Source organism: Pontibacter rugosus (assembly GCF_042678745.1).
Classification (GTDB): domain Bacteria; phylum Bacteroidota; class Bacteroidia; order Cytophagales; family Hymenobacteraceae; genus Pontibacter; species Pontibacter rugosus.
On the sequence record NZ_JBHTLD010000011.1, the window covers coordinates 11,646 to 31,373 of the forward strand.

General features: G+C 44.4%; 22 protein-coding genes. 6 read left to right on the plus strand and 16 right to left on the minus strand.

The window, feature by feature from the left end:
- The first annotated feature begins 50 nt into the window (after window positions 1-50).
- Complete coding sequence (locus ACFQ2O_RS02495) at window positions 51-731, plus strand: NUDIX hydrolase (protein WP_377522650.1); 681 nt, start codon at window positions 51-53, stop codon at window positions 729-731.
- Here the strand turns inward: ACFQ2O_RS02495 and coaD are convergent.
- The 3 genes from coaD to ACFQ2O_RS02510 all read right to left on the minus strand — a co-directional run bounded on the left by coaD (window position 691) and on the right by ACFQ2O_RS02510 (window position 2,743).
- Window positions 691-1,164, minus strand: a complete 474-nt coding sequence (gene coaD, locus ACFQ2O_RS02500; protein WP_377522651.1) for a pantetheine-phosphate adenylyltransferase — start codon at window positions 1,162-1,164, stop codon at window positions 691-693. The two genes, ACFQ2O_RS02495 and coaD, sit on opposite strands and share 41 nt — an antisense overlap.
- A 115-nt stretch (window positions 1,165-1,279) precedes the next feature.
- Entirely contained in the window at window positions 1,280-2,167 is an 888-nt protein-coding gene (locus ACFQ2O_RS02505; RefSeq protein WP_377522652.1) for a DUF3822 family protein, read from the minus strand.
- Window positions 2,168-2,257: 90 nt separating this feature from the next.
- On the minus strand, window positions 2,258-2,743 hold the full coding sequence (locus ACFQ2O_RS02510; RefSeq protein ID WP_377522654.1) for an NUDIX domain-containing protein: 486 nt from the start codon (window positions 2,741-2,743) through the stop codon (window positions 2,258-2,260).
- A gap of 41 nt (window positions 2,744-2,784) precedes the next feature.
- On the opposite strand from ACFQ2O_RS02510, the gene ACFQ2O_RS02515 reads away from it, so the two are divergent.
- From ACFQ2O_RS02515 to ACFQ2O_RS02525, 3 genes are all read left to right on the plus strand, one after another.
- On the plus strand, window positions 2,785-3,255 hold the full coding sequence (locus tag ACFQ2O_RS02515) for a PaaI family thioesterase (RefSeq protein ID WP_377522657.1): 471 nt from the start codon (window positions 2,785-2,787) through the stop codon (window positions 3,253-3,255).
- A gap of 79 nt (window positions 3,256-3,334) precedes the next feature.
- Window positions 3,335-4,741, plus strand: coding sequence for an ATP-dependent DNA helicase (locus ACFQ2O_RS02520; RefSeq protein WP_377522659.1), 1,407 nt, complete (start codon window positions 3,335-3,337; stop codon window positions 4,739-4,741).
- Between the two features lie 81 nt (window positions 4,742-4,822).
- On the plus strand, window positions 4,823-5,260 hold the full coding sequence (locus ACFQ2O_RS02525) for a DUF1573 domain-containing protein (RefSeq protein WP_377522660.1): 438 nt from the start codon (window positions 4,823-4,825) through the stop codon (window positions 5,258-5,260).
- 159 nt (window positions 5,261-5,419) lie between these two features.
- Here ACFQ2O_RS02525 and ACFQ2O_RS02530 read toward each other — a convergent pair whose 3' ends face one another.
- The 7 genes from ACFQ2O_RS02530 to ACFQ2O_RS02560 form a co-directional block, all read right to left on the minus strand.
- Window positions 5,420-5,797 carry a DUF423 domain-containing protein gene (locus tag ACFQ2O_RS02530; protein ID WP_377522661.1) on the minus strand — a complete coding sequence of 126 codons (378 nt, stop codon included), beginning with the start codon at window positions 5,795-5,797 and terminating at the stop codon, window positions 5,420-5,422.
- A gap of 154 nt (window positions 5,798-5,951) precedes the next feature.
- Entirely contained in the window at window positions 5,952-6,398 is a 447-nt protein-coding gene (locus ACFQ2O_RS02535) for a DUF2750 domain-containing protein (RefSeq protein ID WP_377522662.1), read from the minus strand.
- Window positions 6,399-6,489: 91 nt separating this feature from the next.
- Entirely contained in the window at window positions 6,490-7,338 is an 849-nt protein-coding gene (locus ACFQ2O_RS02540) for a glycerophosphodiester phosphodiesterase family protein (protein WP_377522663.1), read from the minus strand.
- Between the two features lie 211 nt (window positions 7,339-7,549).
- Window positions 7,550-8,236, minus strand: coding sequence for a YggS family pyridoxal phosphate-dependent enzyme (locus ACFQ2O_RS02545; protein WP_377522665.1), 687 nt, complete (start codon window positions 8,234-8,236; stop codon window positions 7,550-7,552).
- A gap of 92 nt (window positions 8,237-8,328) precedes the next feature.
- On the minus strand, window positions 8,329-9,381 hold the full coding sequence (locus tag ACFQ2O_RS02550; protein ID WP_377522667.1) for a vWA domain-containing protein: 1,053 nt from the start codon (window positions 9,379-9,381) through the stop codon (window positions 8,329-8,331).
- Complete coding sequence (locus ACFQ2O_RS02555) at window positions 9,362-10,279, minus strand: hypothetical protein (RefSeq protein ID WP_377522670.1); 918 nt, start codon at window positions 10,277-10,279, stop codon at window positions 9,362-9,364. Before ACFQ2O_RS02555 ends, ACFQ2O_RS02550 begins: the two co-directional genes overlap by 20 nt.
- A complete protein-coding gene (locus tag ACFQ2O_RS02560) occupies window positions 10,272-11,153 on the minus strand; it encodes a DUF58 domain-containing protein (RefSeq protein ID WP_377522671.1) in 882 nt (293 codons plus the stop codon). The genes ACFQ2O_RS02555 and ACFQ2O_RS02560 overlap by 8 nt, the downstream gene beginning before the upstream one ends.
- 136 nt (window positions 11,154-11,289) lie before the next feature.
- Here ACFQ2O_RS02560 and ACFQ2O_RS02565 point away from each other — a divergent pair, with 136 nt between their 5' ends.
- Window positions 11,290-11,580 carry a DUF4296 domain-containing protein gene (locus tag ACFQ2O_RS02565; RefSeq protein ID WP_377522672.1) on the plus strand — a complete coding sequence of 97 codons (291 nt, stop codon included), beginning with the start codon at window positions 11,290-11,292 and terminating at the stop codon, window positions 11,578-11,580.
- A gap of 34 nt (window positions 11,581-11,614) precedes the next feature.
- On the opposite strand, the gene ACFQ2O_RS02570 is transcribed toward ACFQ2O_RS02565, so the two are convergent.
- The gene (locus tag ACFQ2O_RS02570; RefSeq protein WP_377522673.1) at window positions 11,615-11,971 is read right to left on the minus strand and encodes a tRNA-binding protein; all 357 of its coding nucleotides are present in this window, start codon (window positions 11,969-11,971) and stop codon (window positions 11,615-11,617) included.
- 202 nt (window positions 11,972-12,173) lie between these two features.
- Between ACFQ2O_RS02570 and ACFQ2O_RS02575 the strand changes: the two genes are divergently transcribed.
- Window positions 12,174-13,712, plus strand: coding sequence for an FAD-dependent oxidoreductase (locus ACFQ2O_RS02575; protein WP_377522674.1), 1,539 nt, complete (start codon window positions 12,174-12,176; stop codon window positions 13,710-13,712).
- A gap of 51 nt (window positions 13,713-13,763) precedes the next feature.
- On the opposite strand, the gene ACFQ2O_RS02580 is transcribed toward ACFQ2O_RS02575, so the two are convergent.
- The 5 genes from ACFQ2O_RS02580 to egtB all read right to left on the minus strand — a co-directional run bounded on the left by ACFQ2O_RS02580 (window position 13,764) and on the right by egtB (window position 19,628).
- Complete coding sequence (locus ACFQ2O_RS02580) at window positions 13,764-14,351, minus strand: DUF922 domain-containing protein (protein WP_377522675.1); 588 nt, start codon at window positions 14,349-14,351, stop codon at window positions 13,764-13,766.
- Between the two features lie 79 nt (window positions 14,352-14,430).
- A complete protein-coding gene (locus tag ACFQ2O_RS02585) occupies window positions 14,431-15,774 on the minus strand; it encodes an MATE family efflux transporter (protein ID WP_377522676.1) in 1,344 nt (447 codons plus the stop codon).
- Window positions 15,775-16,090: 316 nt separating this feature from the next.
- Window positions 16,091-17,206: a pyridoxal phosphate-dependent aminotransferase gene (locus tag ACFQ2O_RS02590; RefSeq protein ID WP_377522677.1), complete on the minus strand. Its 1,116-nt coding sequence runs from the start codon at window positions 17,204-17,206 to the stop codon at window positions 16,091-16,093.
- A 137-nt stretch (window positions 17,207-17,343) separates the two neighbouring features.
- Window positions 17,344-18,345, minus strand: a complete 1,002-nt coding sequence (egtD, locus tag ACFQ2O_RS02595) for an L-histidine N(alpha)-methyltransferase (RefSeq protein WP_377522678.1) — start codon at window positions 18,343-18,345, stop codon at window positions 17,344-17,346.
- Window positions 18,346-18,356: 11 nt separating this feature from the next.
- The gene (gene egtB / locus ACFQ2O_RS02600; protein ID WP_377522679.1) at window positions 18,357-19,628 is read right to left on the minus strand and encodes an ergothioneine biosynthesis protein EgtB; all 1,272 of its coding nucleotides are present in this window, start codon (window positions 19,626-19,628) and stop codon (window positions 18,357-18,359) included.
- Between the last annotated feature and the right edge of the window lie 100 nt (window positions 19,629-19,728).

The window sequence follows — 19,728 nt, forward strand, 5'->3', positions numbered from 1 at the left end:
TTATTTCTTGTTTTGTAAACTTAGTGTATCATCCTAAGCACCTAAACCACATGAACGTTTTTATTAACGATATTCCACTGATCCTCAAAAAAGCGAAAGAGAAGGTATATAAGCATGACTATGATCTTGTTATCAAGTCGGGCGAACATTTTACTTCTAAAGACCTTATAGGTGATGTGCTTTTTAAAGATGCTGATGTTGAGCTGATCGATAGACTGATACGCTTGATGGAAGTAAAGAAACTGAAAAAGCTGCGCTCTCTAACGCTGGTAACAGACAAAAAGAACAAGCTGATTGATCACCTGAAAGATCAGTTTAAAATAGTGAAAGCAGCCGGTGGCCTTGTAATCAAAGACGGTAAAATTCTGATGATGTACCGCCTGGGCGTTTGGGATTTACCTAAAGGCAAGCTGGAGAAAAAGGAAGAAGTGGAGGCCGGTGCTCTTAGAGAGGTAGAGGAGGAGTGTGGCATACAGGTAGAAGTGCTGGACAAGTTGCCTAAAACCTGGCATTCTTATGCCTTCAAGGGTAAAAAGATTCTGAAGAAGACCAGCTGGTTCTTGATGAACTGTACGGATGACAGCCTGATGAAGCCGCAAGCAGAGGAGTTTATCGAAGAAGTACGCTGGATGACACCTGAGGAAGTGCTTGAGGTTTTACCAAAGGCTTATACTTCTATTGCCTTCGTTATCAGACACTATCTGCAATCTCTGAAAACTGGAAAGGTATAAATTCATCTACGTTACCACCAAAGCGATGAATTTCGCGAATAATAGTTGAGCTGATGGCGGCTAATTGCGGTGATGTGATTAGGAATACGCTTTCCAGCTCCTTGTTTACATGACGATTGGCCTGTGCAATGGTATTCTCATACTCAAAGTCAGTGGTATTGCGCAGGCCACGCAGCAGGAAGTTAGCCCCAGACTCACGTGCGAACTCAGCTGTTAACCCTTTGAACTCTTGTACCTTAATATTGGCATGTCCCTCAAACAGTTTCTTCATTACCTGAAGCATTTTATCAACAGGAATATAGCGCTGCTTACTGCTGTTATTACCAATGGCTACAATCACTTCATCAAATAGCTTAGCCCCACGCATTACCACATCGTAGTGCCCGTTTGTGAACGGATCGAAAGAGCCAGGAAAAAGCGCAATTCTTTTCATAGTTTCAAGGTTGGATAACTGAATTGTTTATACGGAGTGTTTTATAGCTTATTAAAGAACTAAAGTCTCTGGTCCGATAACAGAGAACATGATGTTCTGTTACTGAAAACCGCATTTACTCACAGAGGTGAAGGCTATAGAGCTCGAAATAGCGATGCTCGAACACATTATCGAATTTATAGCTGTAATCCATGTCAGCGGGCCTTCTGCCTAATTTTATCTGCCGAATATACTTTTGCAGAATATTAAATAGAGAAGAATCATGCGTAATGTCTCCCCAGATGGTCAGCGTTTCCTGTTCCGGATTCATCTTCTGCTCCTGCATTACAAATATAATGAAGTAGATAAAGTCTTCAGGGCTGGCATAATGAAACACATTGCAAAACTCCAATCCTGCAGGACCTACTACTAGCAGAGTAACAAGGTTCCGCTCCACAAAGGCATACATACTTCGCAGGGTGGTACGCGGGGTTACATGTAGTATACTTCGTATCAGAGCACTTGTCTGGTGTATGTATTGCAGGTTTTGAGCAGGAAATAGGTCTTGCATGGCCTGCTGAACACCAGTATCAACGGCAAATATGTTGATGGCTTCCAGACCACTATGGCGATAGGTGAAGACCACGTCTTGCAGCGGGTTCAATTCTGCGTGCAGCCGCAGGTAATCGAACTGGTGGCTGGGATCGTAAAGGGTTTCCGGAACCAGGGTAAACTGCTGGTTGCTAACAGCTACGCGAACCAAACCCCAATCTGAACTTTGCAAAAAAGTATTTTCCTGCGCAATCAGGCGAAGTTGCTCTGCTACCTGCAGAGGAGTGAATACGGTGATCAGCTCATAATCTTCCAGCACTACAAATTTGTTCCGTGCCGTATCGGCTACGGCCAGGCGGATAGCTTTTTGACTTAACGATATGTATAGATGGCATTGGGCCGCCTGCGAAAGCGAGAACGCCTCATCCTGGATCTGGTAAGAAAGCCTGTAGTGTGTATTGATGGTATTCAAAGTATGCTGACGTCTTGAAAAAGCTTTGGCCGGATTATCCGACCTACTGCAAGTATAAAAAAAATATGCCAAATGGCAGCAAAGCCTGGCTTAAGCGATGAAATTATGCTTCATGCCCAGCAAGTCGTCCAGCGAAAACAGATACCACAGCGACTTGTGCTTATCAGAAGTAGGCAACTTTTGAATTTCTCTGACACTAAGCCAGCAGGTTTCTTCTATCAGCTGCTTTTCCGGCGTTACTTCCGGATCAGTGCCGGTAATTATTTCGCCTGCTTCTACAGCAACCTCAAAAAAGAACTCCACAGCGTGAAGCGGAGGGTTAACATACTCATTTACAAAAAGAAACCGGCAAACTTGTACCTGCAAGCCTGTTTCCTCCAGCATCTCCCGCTTCAGCCCCTGGTGCATTGTTTCACCAAACTCAATACCACCACCGGGAGGTGCCCAAAAAGCTTTGTTATCAATTGTGTTGGAGTGGCGAACCAGTAATAACTTATCTTCTTTGATACAGATGCCGCACACTCGCACACGCAGTTTATCGGCATACGGAAGGGCATTCGGATTTAGGTCTGGCATGTTGGTTGGGTATACTCGTGTTTTGGTCGTAAATTTACAGAATGATTAAGACGTATAATCCAGATTTTGAAAAAGACATACGTTTAAAGCTGGAACGACAGGGCTTCATGAAGCTTATGGGCTTTAACGTAACAAAAATAGAAGTCGGTAAGATAGAGGGTGAATTAGTATTAGAACCCCATCATCTGCAGCACAAAGGATTTACACATGGGGGAGTTACCGCAACACTAGCAGATATTGTAGCAGGCTTTGCTGCTGTTAGCCTGGTGCCAAAAGATCATCATATGGTTACAGCTGAAATAAAAGTGTCTTACTTTCATCCGGGAGTAGGAGATAAGCTGCTGGCAAAAGGATATGTGCTAAAGCCTGGGCGGAAGCTTAACTTTTGTGAATCAGAAATATACATTGTAAAAGGAAATGAAGAGCCGCTGCTTATTGCCAAAGCATCTGCCACCATGGCTACTATTAGCCCTGAAGACATTACGAGCAGAGTCACGAGTTCTGAGTCATGAGTGCTGAGTTGAAGGCTTTCTTGCAAGCTATTTTCACCCATTTGTAATTCTTAATTCATCATTCTTAATTAAAAATAAAATGCGCCCGGTAGAAGCTTTAAGAAATAGTTTTCCTTTTGAACCAACAGAGGACCAGGCGAAGCTTTTTGCTAAACTTGATGAGTTTATACTTAATAAGACTGACGAGCGGCAGGTGTTTTTGATAAAAGGATATGCCGGTACTGGAAAAACTACCGTCGTTACTTCCCTTGTTAAAATATTAAATCAATTTGGTTACAAGTATGTGCTGCTAGCCCCGACGGGACGTGCTGCCAAGGTGATGTCCAGCTACAGTGGCCGCTCCGCCCATACGATACATAAAAAAATCTATCGACAGACTTCCAATCCTTTTTCGGAAGGGCTTTCTTTTACACGCCAGCCGAACAAAGCAGATCATACTATTTACATTATAGATGAGGCATCCATGATCTCTGATGAAAGTAGCTTTGGACAGAACGGCTTATTACAGGACCTCCTTCAGTTCGTGTTTGATAAGAAGAATAACAAGCTGCTCTTGATTGGAGACACAGCCCAGTTGCCACCGGTGGGGCAGGCTTTAAGTCCGTCGCTGGATGAGGAGTATATGAAGCACAAGCAGCGCTGCCATGTGCAGCAAATAGAATTGCGCCATGTAATGCGGCAGGCCGAGTCATCAGGTATTTTGATGAATGCCACTCAGCTGCGTGACCGCATGAAGCAGGAGCCTATAGATATTAAGCTGTTTACCCGTGGTTGGCGCGATATCTATAAGATGACAGGAGAAAAGCTGGAAGACGGCTTACGCTATGCATATGATAAGTTTGGCACAGAAAATACAATTGTAATTTGCCGTTCCAATAAAACAGCTAACCAGTATAACCAGCACATACGGCGCACCATTTTTTTCTCAGAAGACGAGCTGGGCGTGGGGGATTACCTGATGATTGTTCGGAACAACTATTTCTGGCTGGCAAAAGATTCGGACATAGGTTTTATGGCTAACGGAGATTTTGTGGAGGTAACAAAGATTATTCGCTTCGAAGATATGTATGGCTTTCGGTTTGCAGATATACGTATACGCTTTGTTGATTATCCAGAGGCACAGGAAGAAGAGGTGAAGATTATGTTGGATACTCTTTATACAGATGCTCCTGCGCTACCGGCAGATCAAACCAAGAAGCTGTATGAAGAAGTGCTGCAGGATTACCAGGACATCAAGACAAAGAAGGAGCGAAGCAAAGAGCTGAAGAAGAACCCTTATTTAAATGCCTTGCAGGTAAAATTTGCCTATGCTCTTACCTGCCACAAGGCACAAGGTGGGCAGTGGCCTGCTGTTTTTGTTGATCAGGGGTACCTGAAAGATGAGATGGTGAACGAAGAATTTGCCAGATGGCTTTATACCGCGATTACCCGCTCATCAGAAGAGCTTTATTTGCTGAACTTTAACCAACATTTATTAGTTGACTGACAAAAGAAAATATTAATTTGCATCGTTTTTGATGTAAGTCAAGTATAAGTGCTATTGCTGTAACCATAACCTTTTTATAAGATGAAAAAATTACTCCTATCTTTTGCTTTTGCCGGCCTTATAGCTGGTGGTGCTGTAGCTCAGGAAAAACCAAAAGCATCTGCCCCACAGGAGCAGGCTAAAAATGGCCCGGCCATTACTTTCGAAGAAACTGAGTTTAACTTTGGTGACATCACACAAGGTGATGTAGTGGAGCATACGTTCAAATTCAAAAACACAGGAACACAGCCACTTGTAATCGATCGCGTTGATGTTACTTGCGGTTGTACTACGCCAGCTTGGTCTAAAGAGCCAGTAATGCCTGGTAAAACTGGTTTTGTTACGGCTAAATTTAATAGTGCCGGTAAACTTGGTCAGCAGAAAAAAGCTATCACGGTACACTCTAACGCTGCCGAAGGTGCAAAATATGTATATATCGTAACAGATATCAAAACGAAAACTACTGCTAGTGCCCAATAAATAAAGCAGAATTCCTAAACAGAAAGAGCGGCTCCTGATATAGGAGCCGCTCTTTCTGTTTAGGACATATAAATGAACTAATTTTAAAGCTTAAGGTATGCAAAATAGAAGCGGCAGGTAAAAAATTATACCTACTGCTTCTCATTTCAAACATAATGCTTAGAAAGCCTTTGCGATTGCATAGAATAAGGCACCCCAGCCTACAATTAGCAAAACGCCACCTATAGGTGTGATAGCGCCCAGCCACGTGATTCCTGTAGCGCATAAGGTATAGAGGGAGCCAGAGAAAATAAGTATGCCCAGAAAAAAGCACCAGGCAGCAACCTGTAGTGCCGGCTGCTCCACTTTAAACAGCAGAAGCCCTACAGCCAGTAAAGCCAGCGTATGATACATCTGGTATTTTACAGCAGTTTCAAATGTATCTGTACGGCCAGAAGCCTGTAGCATGGGAGCTAGCGCGTGCGCACCAAAAGCACCGATGGCTACTGTCAGTCCGCCTAATGCGCTTGCTATAAGAAGTATAATTTTTTGGGTCACGTTAATACGATTAGTGCTTGTTCAGGTAGGCTATATATAGCTACACCAGATTCCACATGCAGTAAAATGCCCTGCAGCTTAGAAGGCATGCAGGTATGAAAAATTGCGCTAACTAGTTGGGCTACTTCCAAATTCAGGTGTAGGTCCAGCTATATTATTCTGCTTCTAAAGCCTCAATAACCTGCTGCTCAAACTCTTCCTGGCTATCGTATTGCGTAAACTCCAGCGTTTTTCCTGCTGCTTTTAACTGCGATACTACATCAAGGGCAACTACAAGTGGCTCAGCCTCTTTACCAATTAAGTTGGTGTCCCAGTTGGCGCCAACCAGAAGTTCATCGCCATACATGCCTACGCACCAGTTCTCCAAAAATTCTACCAGTGAGATTGATTCGGTTGTATAGCTCTTCCATTCATCTTCGGCACAGGCAGCGGCTCCTTCTTTTTCAGACCAAAAAAGTATAACTTCTGTGTCTTCGAATTCTGAAGAGCTGGAAGTAGCCCACGTATCGTCTTGGGTAAGCCCCCACACTTCTCCTGTTTCTACAACACGCTGAACAAAAGTTTTATATTGCTTTTCGATTTCTTCGGCATGCTCTGTCATAGTAATTAATCTTTAGGTGAATTAGATGATTTCTTAGCAAAGTAATCAATTCTACAGATAAATGTGCAATTGGATTTTACCACCACTGCTTTTAAAGCTCCTGAAACAGGTTAGGGTAATCAGAAATAATGCCGTCCACACCCATAGTCTTTAGCCGCTTCATATCCTGTAGATCGTTTACCGTCCATGGAATCAGCTTTATACCCAAGCGCTGTGTTGCAGCTACCATGGCAGGAGTAACCAGCTTATAGTACGGGCTGTAAATGGTAGGGGTGAAGCTTAAACGAGCAAGATTTTTATCAAGCCCATGCATATTCTCTACAAGAAGGGCTGTTTTAACAGCAGGATATTTTGAGTGCAGTACTTCCAGCGTACGTGGATCAAAGGACTGTATAATTACATAAGGCAGAATATCTTTTTCTTTGATAACAGCCATAATCAAATCTACAAATTCCTCTGGTGCAGGATGATATTTGCCATCTCCGTCTGGTGCAGATTTTGTCTCGATGTTATAAAACACCTGTTGTAACTGGTGCTGATGAATATACTGCTGTACCGAGTCTATAACCTCTGAAAGCAAGGGCTTATAAGTTTTCTGCAGCTGCTGTTTCGGGAATTTTGCGTAGAATTTAGACCCAGTATCAAAAGCTTTAATATGATTGTAAGGCAACTGGTAGAGAATATACTTAGCAGCATCTTGCTTAGGGATATCCTCTCCTGTAGCCAGCAACTCATGTTCCGCATTTATGAAGGGCTCATGTGATAGCAGCACCTGCCCGTCACGGCTAATATGTGCGTCCATTTCTAAGGTTGTAACTCCTAACTCTACTGCTTTTAACATGGCAGGTAAGGAATTTTCGGGTGCTAAACCCCGTGCGCCCCGATGCCCCTGCGTATCAAAAGCAGGAACTCCTGTATCAGAGGATGTAGACTTGGCCATATCAGACGGTTTGCAGCAGGATAACAGCAGACATAAAAGCAGGGAAGTCTTGTATAGCGTGTTCATGAGCAGCGATGGTATCAAAAATCAAATTTGACTTACTGCGCTGTATTTAGAAAGCCGGAAGCAGATTAATAATGATTTGATAATATCGAGATGCTCTTCCGCTGGGACAGCATTAATAAGCTGCGCTAGCGAAAGTGATCAGCTGCTATGTTTTGCTGTAGTCCCGTGCTCCGAAAATGCCGCTGCCTACCCTGATCATGGTACTGCCTTCAGCTACGGCCAAAGCCCAGTCAGAAGTCATTCCCATAGAAATCTCCTTAAAATAATCACTGGCAAAGAAATAAGTCGACTTGAGTCTATCAAAACAGCTCCGTAAATTTTGGAATTCCTGCCGTAGTTGAGACTCGTTATCAGTATTTGTTGCGATACCCATCACACCCGTAATGCTGATGTGTTTCATTTGCCTGTATTCCTCTGAAGCAAGCAATGCTTCTGCTTCTTCACACGACATGCCATACTTCGTCTCTTCATCAGCGATGGCTATCTGAAGCATACAATTGATAGGCAGTGTTCGGCCAAACATTTCTGCGCGTTTATTTATCTCAATCAGCAGTTTCAGGCTATCTACAGATTGGATGGTGTCGATAAACTCAGCTATATATTTTACTTTGTTTGTCTGTAAGTGGCCGATCAGGTGCCAGTTAATATCGTGTGGCAGTTGTGCATATTTATCAACTAGCTCTTGCACTTTGTTTTCTCCAAAAATGCGATGCCCCGCATCATAAGCCTCTTGAATGCGCTCTACAGGATGAGTTTTGGAAACTGCCACTAAGCGGCATGGTGTCTGGCGCAGCTGCTGATCAAAATAAAGTATATTCTCTTTAATACTCATAGTCTTTGGTTAGTTAGAGTGCGTTTACTTTGTAAAATTATTAAAAGCCGAAATCCTTAGTTCTGCTTAGCAAATAAGCTTCAGCAACAGCGTTAATCTTCCAGCACATTAGCCAGAAAAGTATTTTTGAGCAGGAGCCAAAGCAGCAAGAGCAGCAGAGCCCACTTCAAGTATACCTGGTAATAATCACGGGTATCACGGAAACGCTTTTCTGTTACTTCTGTTCTTTCTAATTTGTTTATGTTCCGGAATATCTCTTGCAGTGTTGTCTTGCTTTCAGCTCTGAAGAAACTGCCTTGCCCGATATCAGCTATTTGCCGCAAAGTAGTTTCATCCATTTGAGTTTCCACATACAGCGTTTTCCCTGATTCGTCTACATCGTAAGGTACTTGTCCGTCTTTGCCAATACCTATTGTATACAATTTAATGTTATAAGCATAGGCGAGTTGAGCAGCTAATTCAGGATCAAGGCTTCCGGCAGTGTTTTCCCCGTCACTGATTAAGATGACTACCTGGCTTTTTGCGCTGGAATCCCGCAAGCGGTTGATGGCTACGGCCAAAGCACTGCCGATAGCGGTACCATCATTTGCTATCATTTTAAAACCAATGGACCTGATGCTTTCACGCAACAGTTCATAATCGGTAGTGAGTGGAGCAAGGGAATAAGCGTCGCCAGCAAACACGACCATACCAATACGGTCCTGCACCCGTCCGTTTATAAAGTTCAGAGCAACCTCTTTGGCCGCCTCTAAACGGCTGGGTTCGAAATCACTTAACTCCATCGAGCCAGATACATCCAGAACCAGCACAATGTCTATGCCTTCAGCAGTAAGCTCTAGCTGTTCGTTCACTCGTTGCGGCCGAGCCAGCGCCACGAGCACCAGCAACACAAAAAGTAGAAAAATAAAGCGCGGTACAAAGCGCAGCAACGTGCTCCACTGCCAGGAATGCCTGCCTTCAAATAAAGCCAGGTCAAGCTTATTGCGCGTGTTGCGCCTAAGTATAGACTTTAAGAGCAACAGGATGGGGACAAGCGGCAAAGCATACAGAACAAGTGGGTACACCCATTCAAAAGACTTAAGCGTACTGTAGGTAAACCAATCGAGGCTCAGCCAGTCCCAAAGATCATCGGTTAAATCTAGCATTTTTGATTAATTCACGGTGTGTACGATAGCGGTCTTTTGCTACACGGCGCAGCATACTGAGGGCAAGGTTTGTTTCGCCTTCCGACTCTGAATGGAGGTTGCCGTAGATAGCTTTGTCGCAGATGCGCAGGGCCGTGTTTACTTCTTCATCGTTGTCGTAAAACTCAACTATTTCTTTCGTGGTAAACGAGTTTATAGCGCTACGTTCAAGTTTAGTAAGATAGTTTTTCCAGAGCGAAACACCCTTTTCTATACTTGCCGCCGCGCCTGATTTCTCGAAACGGTCTTTGTGTGAGTTAAAGCGGGAGGCAAAGTATACATGGTCTTTCCGCAGCCGGTACAGCTTGTAACGCCGCTTTATAGATTGACCGAATATGATCCAGATAAGGGCGATCAAGGTTACGGATGCAAACACCCACAGCAGAAGCTCAGGCCAGTTAAAACGTTCCTCCACAGTAGCCAGCCGTAGGTCAGCTTTTACCTGAAGTGGCTCTTCCACCTGCTGCACTAATTGCTGCAAATGCACGGTTTTGGCTTTGGCGAATACTTTAAGTGTATCTCTCTGGTGTAGTATAAAAACAGGCAATGCCAGTTGCTGATTGGCATATGTCTCAAACGTCCGTAGCGTATAAACGGCACTATCTTTACTAATGCCGTTCTCGGTGCTAGTAGGGTAGTAATTTTTTTGTACCAGTTCAAATGGCGTAAAGTTATACTTCTCTGATGGAAGTATAACTTCTTGTGTAGCTGGGTGTTTAAATACTAAGCTATACTGCACCAGTTCCCCGATTTTGATGGTGTCCCGGCTAAAGCTGCCTGATGGCTGCTGTTCCTGCTGGCATTTTGCAGCGGCAGGCCACAAGTATAGTAGAGAGAGAAATAAAACTAATTTACGCACTTTTCTTCGTAGACTTATTGCGGAGCCTGAACAGGTTTACGAGTTGCGGCACGTAATCCTCGTCGGTTTCGATGGCAAGATAATTAGCCTGGTATTTCTGGCAAAGGCGCATGAGGTTATCCTGGTTGTTTTTATAATCTGCGTGGTAGCTTCTCCTGAATTCTTCGCTTGAGGTGTTTAACCAAAGGGTCTGACCTGATTCTTTATCAAGTATGGGAACGATGCCCATAGGCGGTAGTTTATGCTCGCGCATATCCAGCAAGTGGAGCACTATCAGGTCGTGGCGCCTGGCCAGCATGCTTAGTTCCTTCTCATAGTTGTTGTCAATAAAATCGGAGAGGAGCAGGATGATACTCCGGCGCTTTATAATATCTAGAGTAAGTTTTATACCTGTCGCTAAACCTGTTTTACGTGATTTTGGCACAAGTTCATTTAGCGCCTTGATAATAGTATAAGCCTGCTCGATGCCTTTTGCTGGCTTTATATACTTCTCTTTCTGATCAGAAATGCAAATGATGCCGATCTGGCTTTGTTGCCTTGCGGCAGAGAGTGCCAGTACACCGCATATTTCTTTGCCTATATCGAGCTTTTGTTGCGCGCCTGTTCCAATGGTTTGAGAGGCACTCACATCAAGCATCAAAAAAACAGACTGTTCTTTTTCCTCTCGGTACGTTTTCACAAAAGTACCATGCCCTTTGGCGCTCACATTCCAATCTATAGAGCGTACATCATCGCCATACTGATAAGCACGCACATCATCAAACTCCAGTCCAGTGCCTTTAAAAACAGAGTGGAAGTCTCCTTGCATTTGCGTGGTGATAGCCTTGCGAATCCGAATTTCATACTTGCGAAGCTTCTTGACAAGCTCTTTCATGGGCAGCTGCAGTTACGTCCGATTTTAAAATTATGATTTAATCTCGTAAATTTCACTTGTGAAAAGAGTTTTATACATAATATTCTGTTTCGGCCTGCTAAGCTGCCAAAACCAGAAAGAGCAACTACCTGTAAATATGATACCTCAGGATAAGATGGTCAGGATATTAGCAGATATTCATACTACAGAATCCATTATTGAAGGCAATGTCATGTATCCAGATACAGCCTTGATGGTGTTTAACCAGCAGCAAGCGCTTATTTTTGAACGTTATGGCGTTTCTAAAGAGCAGTTTAAGGAGACTTATACCTATTACCTAAATAACCTGAAGCAAATGGATGCGCTCTACGAAACAGTAGTAGATACGCTTAGTTTGCGCGAAACAAAAGCCAACCCTGACAAAGGCTCGGAAGAGTTAAGCCAATAATACTGCTGCTCTTCCTGCCATATCAGGTAAAAGGTTATTTCAGCTTGCTTCCGTTCGGGACAGTAGCCGCTGGCTGAGCTAAAATGATAGCACCTTCTTCGTCTTCAAAGCCTGTTACCAAGATTTCAGACATAAATTTACCAATCTGTTTCTTCCCCAGATTGGTGACACAAAGCACCTGCATGCCCACCAGTTCTTCTTTTGTATAGCGTGCTGTTATTTGGGCGCTAGTTTTTTTTATTCCCAAAGGACCAAGGTCTACAGTTAATTTGTACGCGGGGCGTCTGGCTTCCGGGAATTCATCTGCTGCGACAATAGTGCCTACGCGAATATCTGTTTGTTCAAAGTGCTGCCATGTAATAAGCTCTATGGCTTCAGAAGGTGCTGTCATTTCATTATTAAGTAAGTTGGGTGTGATATTAACAAATACTTCAGCCCCAGGCAAGCTTAACGACTTTTGCCATGTCTAAATTGCGCCAAAAGCGATACAAGAAGCCATTCCAGAAACATAAGCCAAGCGCCCTCGTAATTCTTTGCAAAAGTACTTGCACTTTTTCTGTGTGCGTACATCATCTATCAGAAAGAAGAAAACTATGAAACGAGCAAGCGGAGCCACCTTACCCATTTGGACAAGCCACACAAACCTGCCTCTGACACAACCCCTACTAGAAAACCTTACCTGCGATGTATGTGTTGTGGGAGCGGGTATAGCAGGATTAACAACGGCTTATCAGCTTTCGAAAGAAGGTAAGCGCGTTATCGTACTGGAGTCTAATAGTATAGGAGGTGGTGAAACGAGCCGCACAACGGCTCACCTTTCTAATGCGCTGGACGAACAGTATTATAACCTGATAAAGATGTTTGGGAAAGACGGTGCCCGCCTCGCCTGCCAAAGCCATGCACAGGCCATTGATAAAATAGAAGCAATATCGAAGGAAGAAAATATTGACAGTGACTTTGCCCGTGTTGATGGGTACCTTTTTGCTACCAACCAGGAAGAACAAGAAAAGCTGATGCAGGAACTTGAGGCGCTGCAACAAATTGGATGGCATGATGTAGTTCTGCGCAAGAAAGCCCCTTTACCGTCACTAACTGATCTGCCATGCCTGCATTACCCCAACCAGGGGCGTGTGCATATAATGAAATACCTGACAGGGTTGGCGGAGGCCATCACGAACCAGGGTGGACAGATTTTCACGGGTTCGCATGTAGCGGAATTTCAGGAAGGGACTGTAGCTACTGTGGTAACCGTAGACGGACACACTGTTACAGCCAACCATTTAGTAGTAGCTACTAACACGCCAGTCAACGATAAACTTACCATGCATACCAAACAAGCACCTTATAGAACTTATGCCATAGGCATACAGGTGCCTAAAGATTCTGTGCCGGATGCTTTGTACTGGGACATGAAAAATCCATATCATTATATAAGGCTTCAAAAGGAAACAGATGCGGATGCACAACATGATGTCTTGATTGTGGGAGGGGAGGATCATAAAACTGGCCAGCATGACAATCCTGCTGAATGCTTTATGGAGCTTGAACGCTGGACAAGACTTAAATTTCCGATGAGCCAGGAGGTACTGTACCGCTGGTCAGGGCAGGTGTATGAACCAGTTGATGGTTTAGCCTATATCGGACGAAATCCGGGCTCTCCAGATAATGTTTACATTTCCACCGGCGACTCCGGGCATGGTATAACGCACGGTACTATTGCAGGCATGTTGATCACAGACTTAATTATGGGGCGCCAAAACCCTTGGGCCAGCTTGTATGACCCGGCCAGAGTTAGTCTGAACTCACAGGCGGTAGGAGAATTCATCAAGGAAAACCTGAACGTGGCTGCACAAATGAAAGATTATGTGACAGCAGGCGAAGTGGAAGATGCCATGCAGGTAATGCCGGGAACGGGACGCATCATGCGGAAAGGGTCTACCAAAGTAGCTGTATACTGCGACCAGGAAGGGGTGAGGCACCAATGCTCGGCTGTATGCCCGCATATGGGCTGCTTGGTTAGTTGGAACAGTGTAGAAAGCTCCTGGGACTGCCCATGCCACGGCTCACGATTTGATCCATTTGGCAAAGTGGTAACCGGGCCTTCTAAAGAAGATTTAGGACCTGCCAATTAGCATAATAAAGGCAGCTCAAGCTATTACCTGTAGCTTAAGCTGCCTTTATACTTATTGATAAGCTTCGAGCTCCTGCAGACGAGTGTCTATGGCAGCAGCCCATATTTTTTCCTCTTCTTTATTCAAGCCATGTTTGCAGGCACTATCAAAGGCATCCTGTTCTGCTTTCCATTTACTAAAAGCTAAAGATACGACACTGTTAAGGCTTGTCTTCACAGAAGTGCAGCTAAGTTTCTGTAAATCACGGCGTAATTGGCGGGCGTGCACTTCTGTAAGATCGAAATGAAGCTGCTCATGCACCAGTAATTTCTCTGACGCTTTGTTTTTGCTCCACGACTCACTAGGTAAAAATACACAATTCACTACGTAGGTATAGCTGTTGTCTTTACACTTGGCATTAACAGCCAGATTTGCGGCAGTGAGGGCATGATGCGGGTTTGTATCATCAGGCTGCCCCTTGAAATCATCCCAAGACAATCTTCTGGTTGTAGACCAGATAACTTGTTCTTTAATAGAACTTTCTGATGAGCTGGTTACAGCATTACTAACAGGAGCAGGCAAACTTGCAGACTCACGTGGCGTAACCATGAGAAGCAATATTCTTGCCCACAAGGACAGGAATAGGGTAAAAGTAAACATGTGAACTCGGCTAAAAGTTGAAATCAGTTTCTAATACGGCAACAGCCGCTAAAAGCAAAAAGTGCCAAAGATTTGTACTTTACCTTACTTTTAATCGGTTACTAAGTGCCCGGAAGCGCCAAGCCAGCAAAACCGCCGCTACAGAAAGCCCGATCAATAAGCCTAACCAGATGCCATTCACACCGTAATCTGCTTTAAAGCAAAGGTAATACCCTATTGGCAGACCAATCACCCAGTATGCAAGTAACGAAATTAAACTTGGAATCCTAACATCTTCTAAACCTCGCAAAGCACCCAAGCCAACTACCTGTACACCATCTGAGATCTGAAAAATAGCAGCTATAATCAGTAAGCCGGAAGCAAGCTGTATCACTTGTGGGTCATCGATATAAAGCATCGGAATGAGTTCGTTGCAGAGCACCATTAAAAGGCCGCTGCACGTCATAAATATGGCTCCCATGGCCAGGTTGCTATAGCCTGCCATCCGCATGGCCCGGAAATTACCAAGTCCTTTTTGATTGCCTACCCGTATGGTAGCTGCGGCTGCAATACCACTTGCCATCATATAAGTGACAGATGCAACATTTATCGCTATCTGGTGGGCAGCCAGCTCTATTGCCCCTAACCAGCCTATCATTACCGCAGAAAAACTAAAGGCCCCCATTTCAAAAATCATTTGCCCTGATATAGGTAAGCCTAATTTGAAGATGCGGTACATGTGTATAAAAGACAGGTGGCGCAGGCGAAGAAAATGGCGGTATACATCAAACTTCTTAGCATATAGCACCCAGCCAGCCATAGTAATAGCCATTACTACCCTTGATATGAGCGTTGCCCAACCTGCACCAACCAAACCCATGGGCTCAAAGCCCCACTTACCGAATATAAAAAGGTAGTTTAAAAATACATTTAAGGCATTAGCAATAATTGATATATACATCGCCTGTTTAGTAAGCGAAAGTCCCTCAGCAAACTGGCGGAATGCCTGAAAAACCATGAGCGGCACCATCGACAGAAACAGGATGTTAATGTAAGGTATAGCTAAGTCTACCACGTTGGGTGGCTGGTCCAGCAAAGTGATGTAGGGAGAAAGGAAGTAGCCGGCTATAAAAAGGAGTATCCCCAGAAGCACATTAGATACCAAACCATTCAGTAAAAGAAGAGAGATGCGGGTATAGTTTCTGCGGCCGTCAGCAGCGGCAATCAAGGGTGTGATGCTGTAGGAAATTCCAAGGCCGAAGACAAGCGTAATAGTAAAGATACTGTTGCCTAAAGAGGCCGCTGCCAACGGAAGCGTTCCAATCTGCCCCACCATCAAGCTGTCGAAAACGCTGACAAGTATATGCCCTAGCTGGCTTAGTACAACTGGATAGGCAAGCGTAAAATTTTTGGCAAAGTTTTCTTTATAGGTAGCGGTTTCCATGCAGCTGCACTAGTCATTTTTGTTTGGCTGCAAAATTAGAAGAATTAACTTACAACCGCTGCTATAACTGCTGATTCAGATGTATTGGCTTAGATTACAGCGTTTCTTCCTCTGGTATCTTATTAACATGAAGCTATGCTATACATGATTGCATAAAATTTATGCTTGCAAGATTATATGCGAACTGACTTAAACCTATACTTGAAGGAAGCTAATTTTCTAAAGATCATATTCTTTTAATCAGGTTATACTATTGATGGATAGCTTTTGCTTGTATATATAGGGAGAATCGGCATCAATGTTTTATTAAAGTTGATTATTCAGGATGAAGTAAGAGCAGTAAACCTTGGCGAAGTCGCCTCAGAGCATCTTCTAGTCGTGGTGTCTCAACGGCAAACGACATACGTGCATGACCAGGAGCACCAAAATAATCACCCGGAGAAAGTTCTAAATTGTAGCAGGTGCGGAGATAGCGGCATAAATCTATACTTGTAAGTAAAGTTTCGCCAGTTATACTTGTGCGATTTAGGTAATGGCTGAAGTCAGGGAAGAAGTAGTATGCACCATCCGGCAAGTAATACTTAACCTCAGGTATGATATCTAATCCCTGCCGCATCACCTCCCGGTTGTGTTGCAGAACCTCCTGCATTGCTGGCAACAGCTTTTCTTTGCTTTCTATCGTAGCCTGTGCTGCATCCTGTACAAACTCGCTCACCCCTGACATGGTGGCATTCTGAAAATCAACACACTTGGTGATTAGCGCTTCCGGCCCAAGTATAAAGCCCAACCGCCAGCCAGACATTGCAAAAGACTTTGAAAAACCGTTTACAACGATGGTTCTTGCTGCTTTTGCCCCTTGGCAGGAAAGGATAGAAGTAACAGGGTTGCCGTAAGTAACAAGGTCGTAAATTTCATCTGATAGCACGTATAGGTTCTGAAAATCCTTTGTAACCTCCAGCAGCGCCTCTAGTTCTTGCTGACTGTATGTTCGGCCTGTGGGGTTGCCAGGGTTCGTTAGTAAAAGTATACGGGAACGCTCGGTAAGGGTGTTACGCAGCATGTCTGGTGTCAGTTGATAGCCCTCTTCCAGCTTTGTAGGCAGCGGCACTAAGGTGCCACTGTTATACTTCAGTAACTCATGAAATCCAAACCATGCCGGTGTAGGTACCACCACTTCATCGCCCTGGCGTAGCAAAATGGTGAACAGGTTGTAGAGCGCCTGCTTAGTACCCGGAGTTACAAGCACCTGCGCTGGCTCAATGGCTATACCTTCTGCTTTATACTTTTGGCTGATAGCTTTACGAAGCGCAGGAGTGCCCTGCGTGGGGCCGTAAAAGGTTTTGCCTTCCTGTAGCGCTTTTATAGCGGCCTCTGTGGCAGCTTCAGGGCTTTTGAAGTAACTTGATCCGGCGGCAAGCGAAATAACTTCCATGTATCTGGTATAGGTGTTATACTTAGGTTTACAATAGTAAAGAACAATTGAAATCGTAATCCTTTAAAAAAAACATCAGCAAGTATAAACATAATGATTTATACCTGCTGATGTAAAGAAGGAATGCTGCTTATACTTTATCGAACGGAAAAAAGTACGTCTGCAAATTTTTTCTGCCCATCATAGAAAACAGTCTCCACCTCAAAGCCGCAGGTACCCGCCAGCTCCTGAATAGAGCTTAAACTATACTTGTGTGAGTTTTCTGTGTGTATGGCCTCCCATGCATCAAAATGAAAAGTTTGCCCTGTTTCTTTGATTGCCACATCCTGATCAATTTTACTTACTAGGAAGCTGCGCATAACGCCTTCACCCGGGTTGTACATGGCATAATGGTAAAACTGTTCAACATCAAAATCCCCGCCTAGCTCCCGATTGATGCGGTGCAGCAGGTTTAGGTTAAAGGCTGCCGTAACGCCTGCTGCATCGTTATAGGCATCAAGTATAGTTTCAGGATCTTTACGCAGGTCTACGCCCATCAATAAGCGGTCGCCGGGTTGCAAGAAGCTACGGACACGCTGTAAAAAAGCTATACTTTCGCTTGTTTCAAAATTGCCGATGTTCGACCCTAGAAACAAAACAACTTTGCGCTCTGATTTATTTTCCTGAAGCCACTCCAGCGCCTTAAAATACTCGCCTACTACTGCTTCCACGTTTACTTGCGGCAGCTCAGTTCTGAGGCTATCGGAAAGCTGCTGCATGGCATCACCTGAGATATCAACAGGTACATAATCAAATAATTGCTGCTGCTTTGCCAGCTCTTGAATAAGTATTTTTGTTTTCAGCGCATCTCCGGCACCTAAATCAATTAGGTGAAAGAAGCCTTCACGGGAGAACTGCTGCGCCATGGCTTCCCTGTTTTCCGTCAGTACTTCAAACTCACTGCGGGTAAGATAGTATTCCGGCAAATCCATGATCTGTTGAAACAGCCTGCTCCCCTGGCCATCATAGAAATAGCGGGAGGGCAGGTGTTTCTGTCTTCTGCTTAATCCTTCTGCCACGTCCTGTGCAAAGGCAGCTATATCGTTTGTCCCGTCCTCTTTGCGACTAAGGTCTACCATGGGTTCTACTATTGTGTTCATCAAGTATAAAATTATCTGTTAGCCAGCCTGATACCATTGTATTGCCAGCGCTTATCCGGGTGAAAGAAATTACGGTAAGTAGGGCGGATATGGCTTTCTGAAGTAGCGCAGGAGCCGCCACGGAGCACCATCTGGTTTAGCATAAACTTTCCGTTGTATTCGCCTATTGCTCCTGGTGCTTTTTCAAAACCGGGGTAAGGGTGATAGGCACTGTAAGTCCATTCCCATACATCGCCGTATAGCTGTTGCAGACCATCGGTGTCGGGGTCTGCCGCAACAGGCTCCAATATACCACTCTCTATAAAATTGCCTGTTGCAGGAGGGTAGACCTGCGAAGCAGCTTCCCATTCAAACTCTGTTAACAGGCGCTTACCGGCCCAGTTCGCATAAGCATCAGCCTCATAAAAACTTATGTGACACACTGGTTCATCCGGATCTACTTTTTCCAAGCCATGCATGGTATACCGATGCCACTCATTTTCCTGCTTCACCCAGTATAAAGGAGCCTGCAACTGATCCCGGTTAACTAGCGCAAACCCTTCGTCCAGCCAATGTCTGAAATCACTGTAGCCTCCGTCGTTCATAAATGCCAGGTACTCCCCGTTAGTCACTAGTCTGTTCATTATCTCGAAATCCTGCACCAACACCTCGTGCACGCCTAATTCATTATCAAAACAAAACTCATCGCCCGTATAGCCAATTTTATACTTGCCCCCCGGCACTTCCAGAAATTTCGCCTCAACCGCACCTAAAGCTTTTTTAGGAACAGCTCTTGGTGTATAGACAGGCAGCATGGGGTTGGTGCTCAGGATATACTTAATATCAGTGATCAATAATTCCTGGTGCTGCTGTTCGTGCTGTAGTCCCAGCGCCAAAACAGGTTGCAACTCTTCGAATACACGATCATCAATGGTATGGAGCAACTGCTGCATGTGTTTATCTACGTACTGGCGGTAGGCATAAATGTCACGCAGTGGAGGGCGGGTGAGGGTGCTGCGCTGGTCGCGCTGCACACGGCTGCCTACTGCGTTATAGTAAGAGTTAAATAAATAGCTGAACTGTTCATGAAACACTTTATAGCCCGGCAGGTAAGGTGTTAAGACAAAGGTTTCAAAGAACCAGCTGGTGTGAGCCATGTGCCATTTAGGCGGACTCACATCAACAATAGGCTGAACTACTGTGTCTTCAGGTTCTAAAGGCTTACAAATAGCTTCGGTATAGCCACGTACATACTCATATTGCCGCAAGATGCCTTGTGATGCTGGTGCCGTAAGAGTGCTCATACAGAAATGTTTTAGGTGCGGGATATATTTTTAACAACAAGTAAAGCGGCTTCAGGTTATTTGCGAAAGAACATTTTCCAGAGTTTAACTGCCTTTCTTC

Excerpts from the sequence above, each read along its gene's own strand:
- egtB (WP_377522679.1), bottom strand. The coding sequence starts at position 19,628 with ATGAGCACTCTTACGGCACCAGCATCACAAGGCATCTTGCGGCAATAT.
- ACFQ2O_RS02575 (WP_377522674.1), top strand. The coding sequence starts at position 12,174 with ATGAAACGAGCAAGCGGAGCCACCTTACCCATTTGGACAAGCCACACA.
- ACFQ2O_RS02570 (WP_377522673.1), bottom strand. The coding sequence starts at position 11,971 with ATGACAGCACCTTCTGAAGCCATAGAGCTTATTACATGGCAGCACTTT.
- ACFQ2O_RS02515 (WP_377522657.1), top strand. The coding sequence starts at position 2,785 with ATGATTAAGACGTATAATCCAGATTTTGAAAAAGACATACGTTTAAAG.
- ACFQ2O_RS02525 (WP_377522660.1), top strand. The coding sequence starts at position 4,823 with ATGAAAAAATTACTCCTATCTTTTGCTTTTGCCGGCCTTATAGCTGGT.
- ACFQ2O_RS02560 (WP_377522671.1), bottom strand. The coding sequence starts at position 11,153 with ATGAAAGAGCTTGTCAAGAAGCTTCGCAAGTATGAAATTCGGATTCGC.
- ACFQ2O_RS02540 (WP_377522663.1), bottom strand. The coding sequence starts at position 7,338 with ATGGCCAAGTCTACATCCTCTGATACAGGAGTTCCTGCTTTTGATACG.
- ACFQ2O_RS02520 (WP_377522659.1), top strand. The coding sequence starts at position 3,335 with ATGCGCCCGGTAGAAGCTTTAAGAAATAGTTTTCCTTTTGAACCAACA.
- egtD (WP_377522678.1), bottom strand. The coding sequence starts at position 18,345 with ATGAACACAATAGTAGAACCCATGGTAGACCTTAGTCGCAAAGAGGAC.
- ACFQ2O_RS02590 (WP_377522677.1), bottom strand. The coding sequence starts at position 17,206 with ATGGAAGTTATTTCGCTTGCCGCCGGATCAAGTTACTTCAAAAGCCCT.
- ACFQ2O_RS02550 (WP_377522667.1), bottom strand. The coding sequence starts at position 9,381 with ATGCTAGATTTAACCGATGATCTTTGGGACTGGCTGAGCCTCGATTGG.
- ACFQ2O_RS02510 (WP_377522654.1), bottom strand. The coding sequence starts at position 2,743 with ATGCCAGACCTAAATCCGAATGCCCTTCCGTATGCCGATAAACTGCGT.
- ACFQ2O_RS02495 (WP_377522650.1), top strand. The coding sequence starts at position 51 with ATGAACGTTTTTATTAACGATATTCCACTGATCCTCAAAAAAGCGAAA.
- ACFQ2O_RS02565 (WP_377522672.1), top strand. The coding sequence starts at position 11,290 with ATGATACCTCAGGATAAGATGGTCAGGATATTAGCAGATATTCATACT.
- ACFQ2O_RS02585 (WP_377522676.1), bottom strand. The coding sequence starts at position 15,774 with ATGGAAACCGCTACCTATAAAGAAAACTTTGCCAAAAATTTTACGCTT.
- ACFQ2O_RS02535 (WP_377522662.1), bottom strand. The coding sequence starts at position 6,398 with ATGACAGAGCATGCCGAAGAAATCGAAAAGCAATATAAAACTTTTGTT.
- ACFQ2O_RS02580 (WP_377522675.1), bottom strand. The coding sequence starts at position 14,351 with ATGTTTACTTTTACCCTATTCCTGTCCTTGTGGGCAAGAATATTGCTT.
- coaD (WP_377522651.1), bottom strand. The coding sequence starts at position 1,164 with ATGAAAAGAATTGCGCTTTTTCCTGGCTCTTTCGATCCGTTCACAAAC.
- ACFQ2O_RS02545 (WP_377522665.1), bottom strand. The coding sequence starts at position 8,236 with ATGAGTATTAAAGAGAATATACTTTATTTTGATCAGCAGCTGCGCCAG.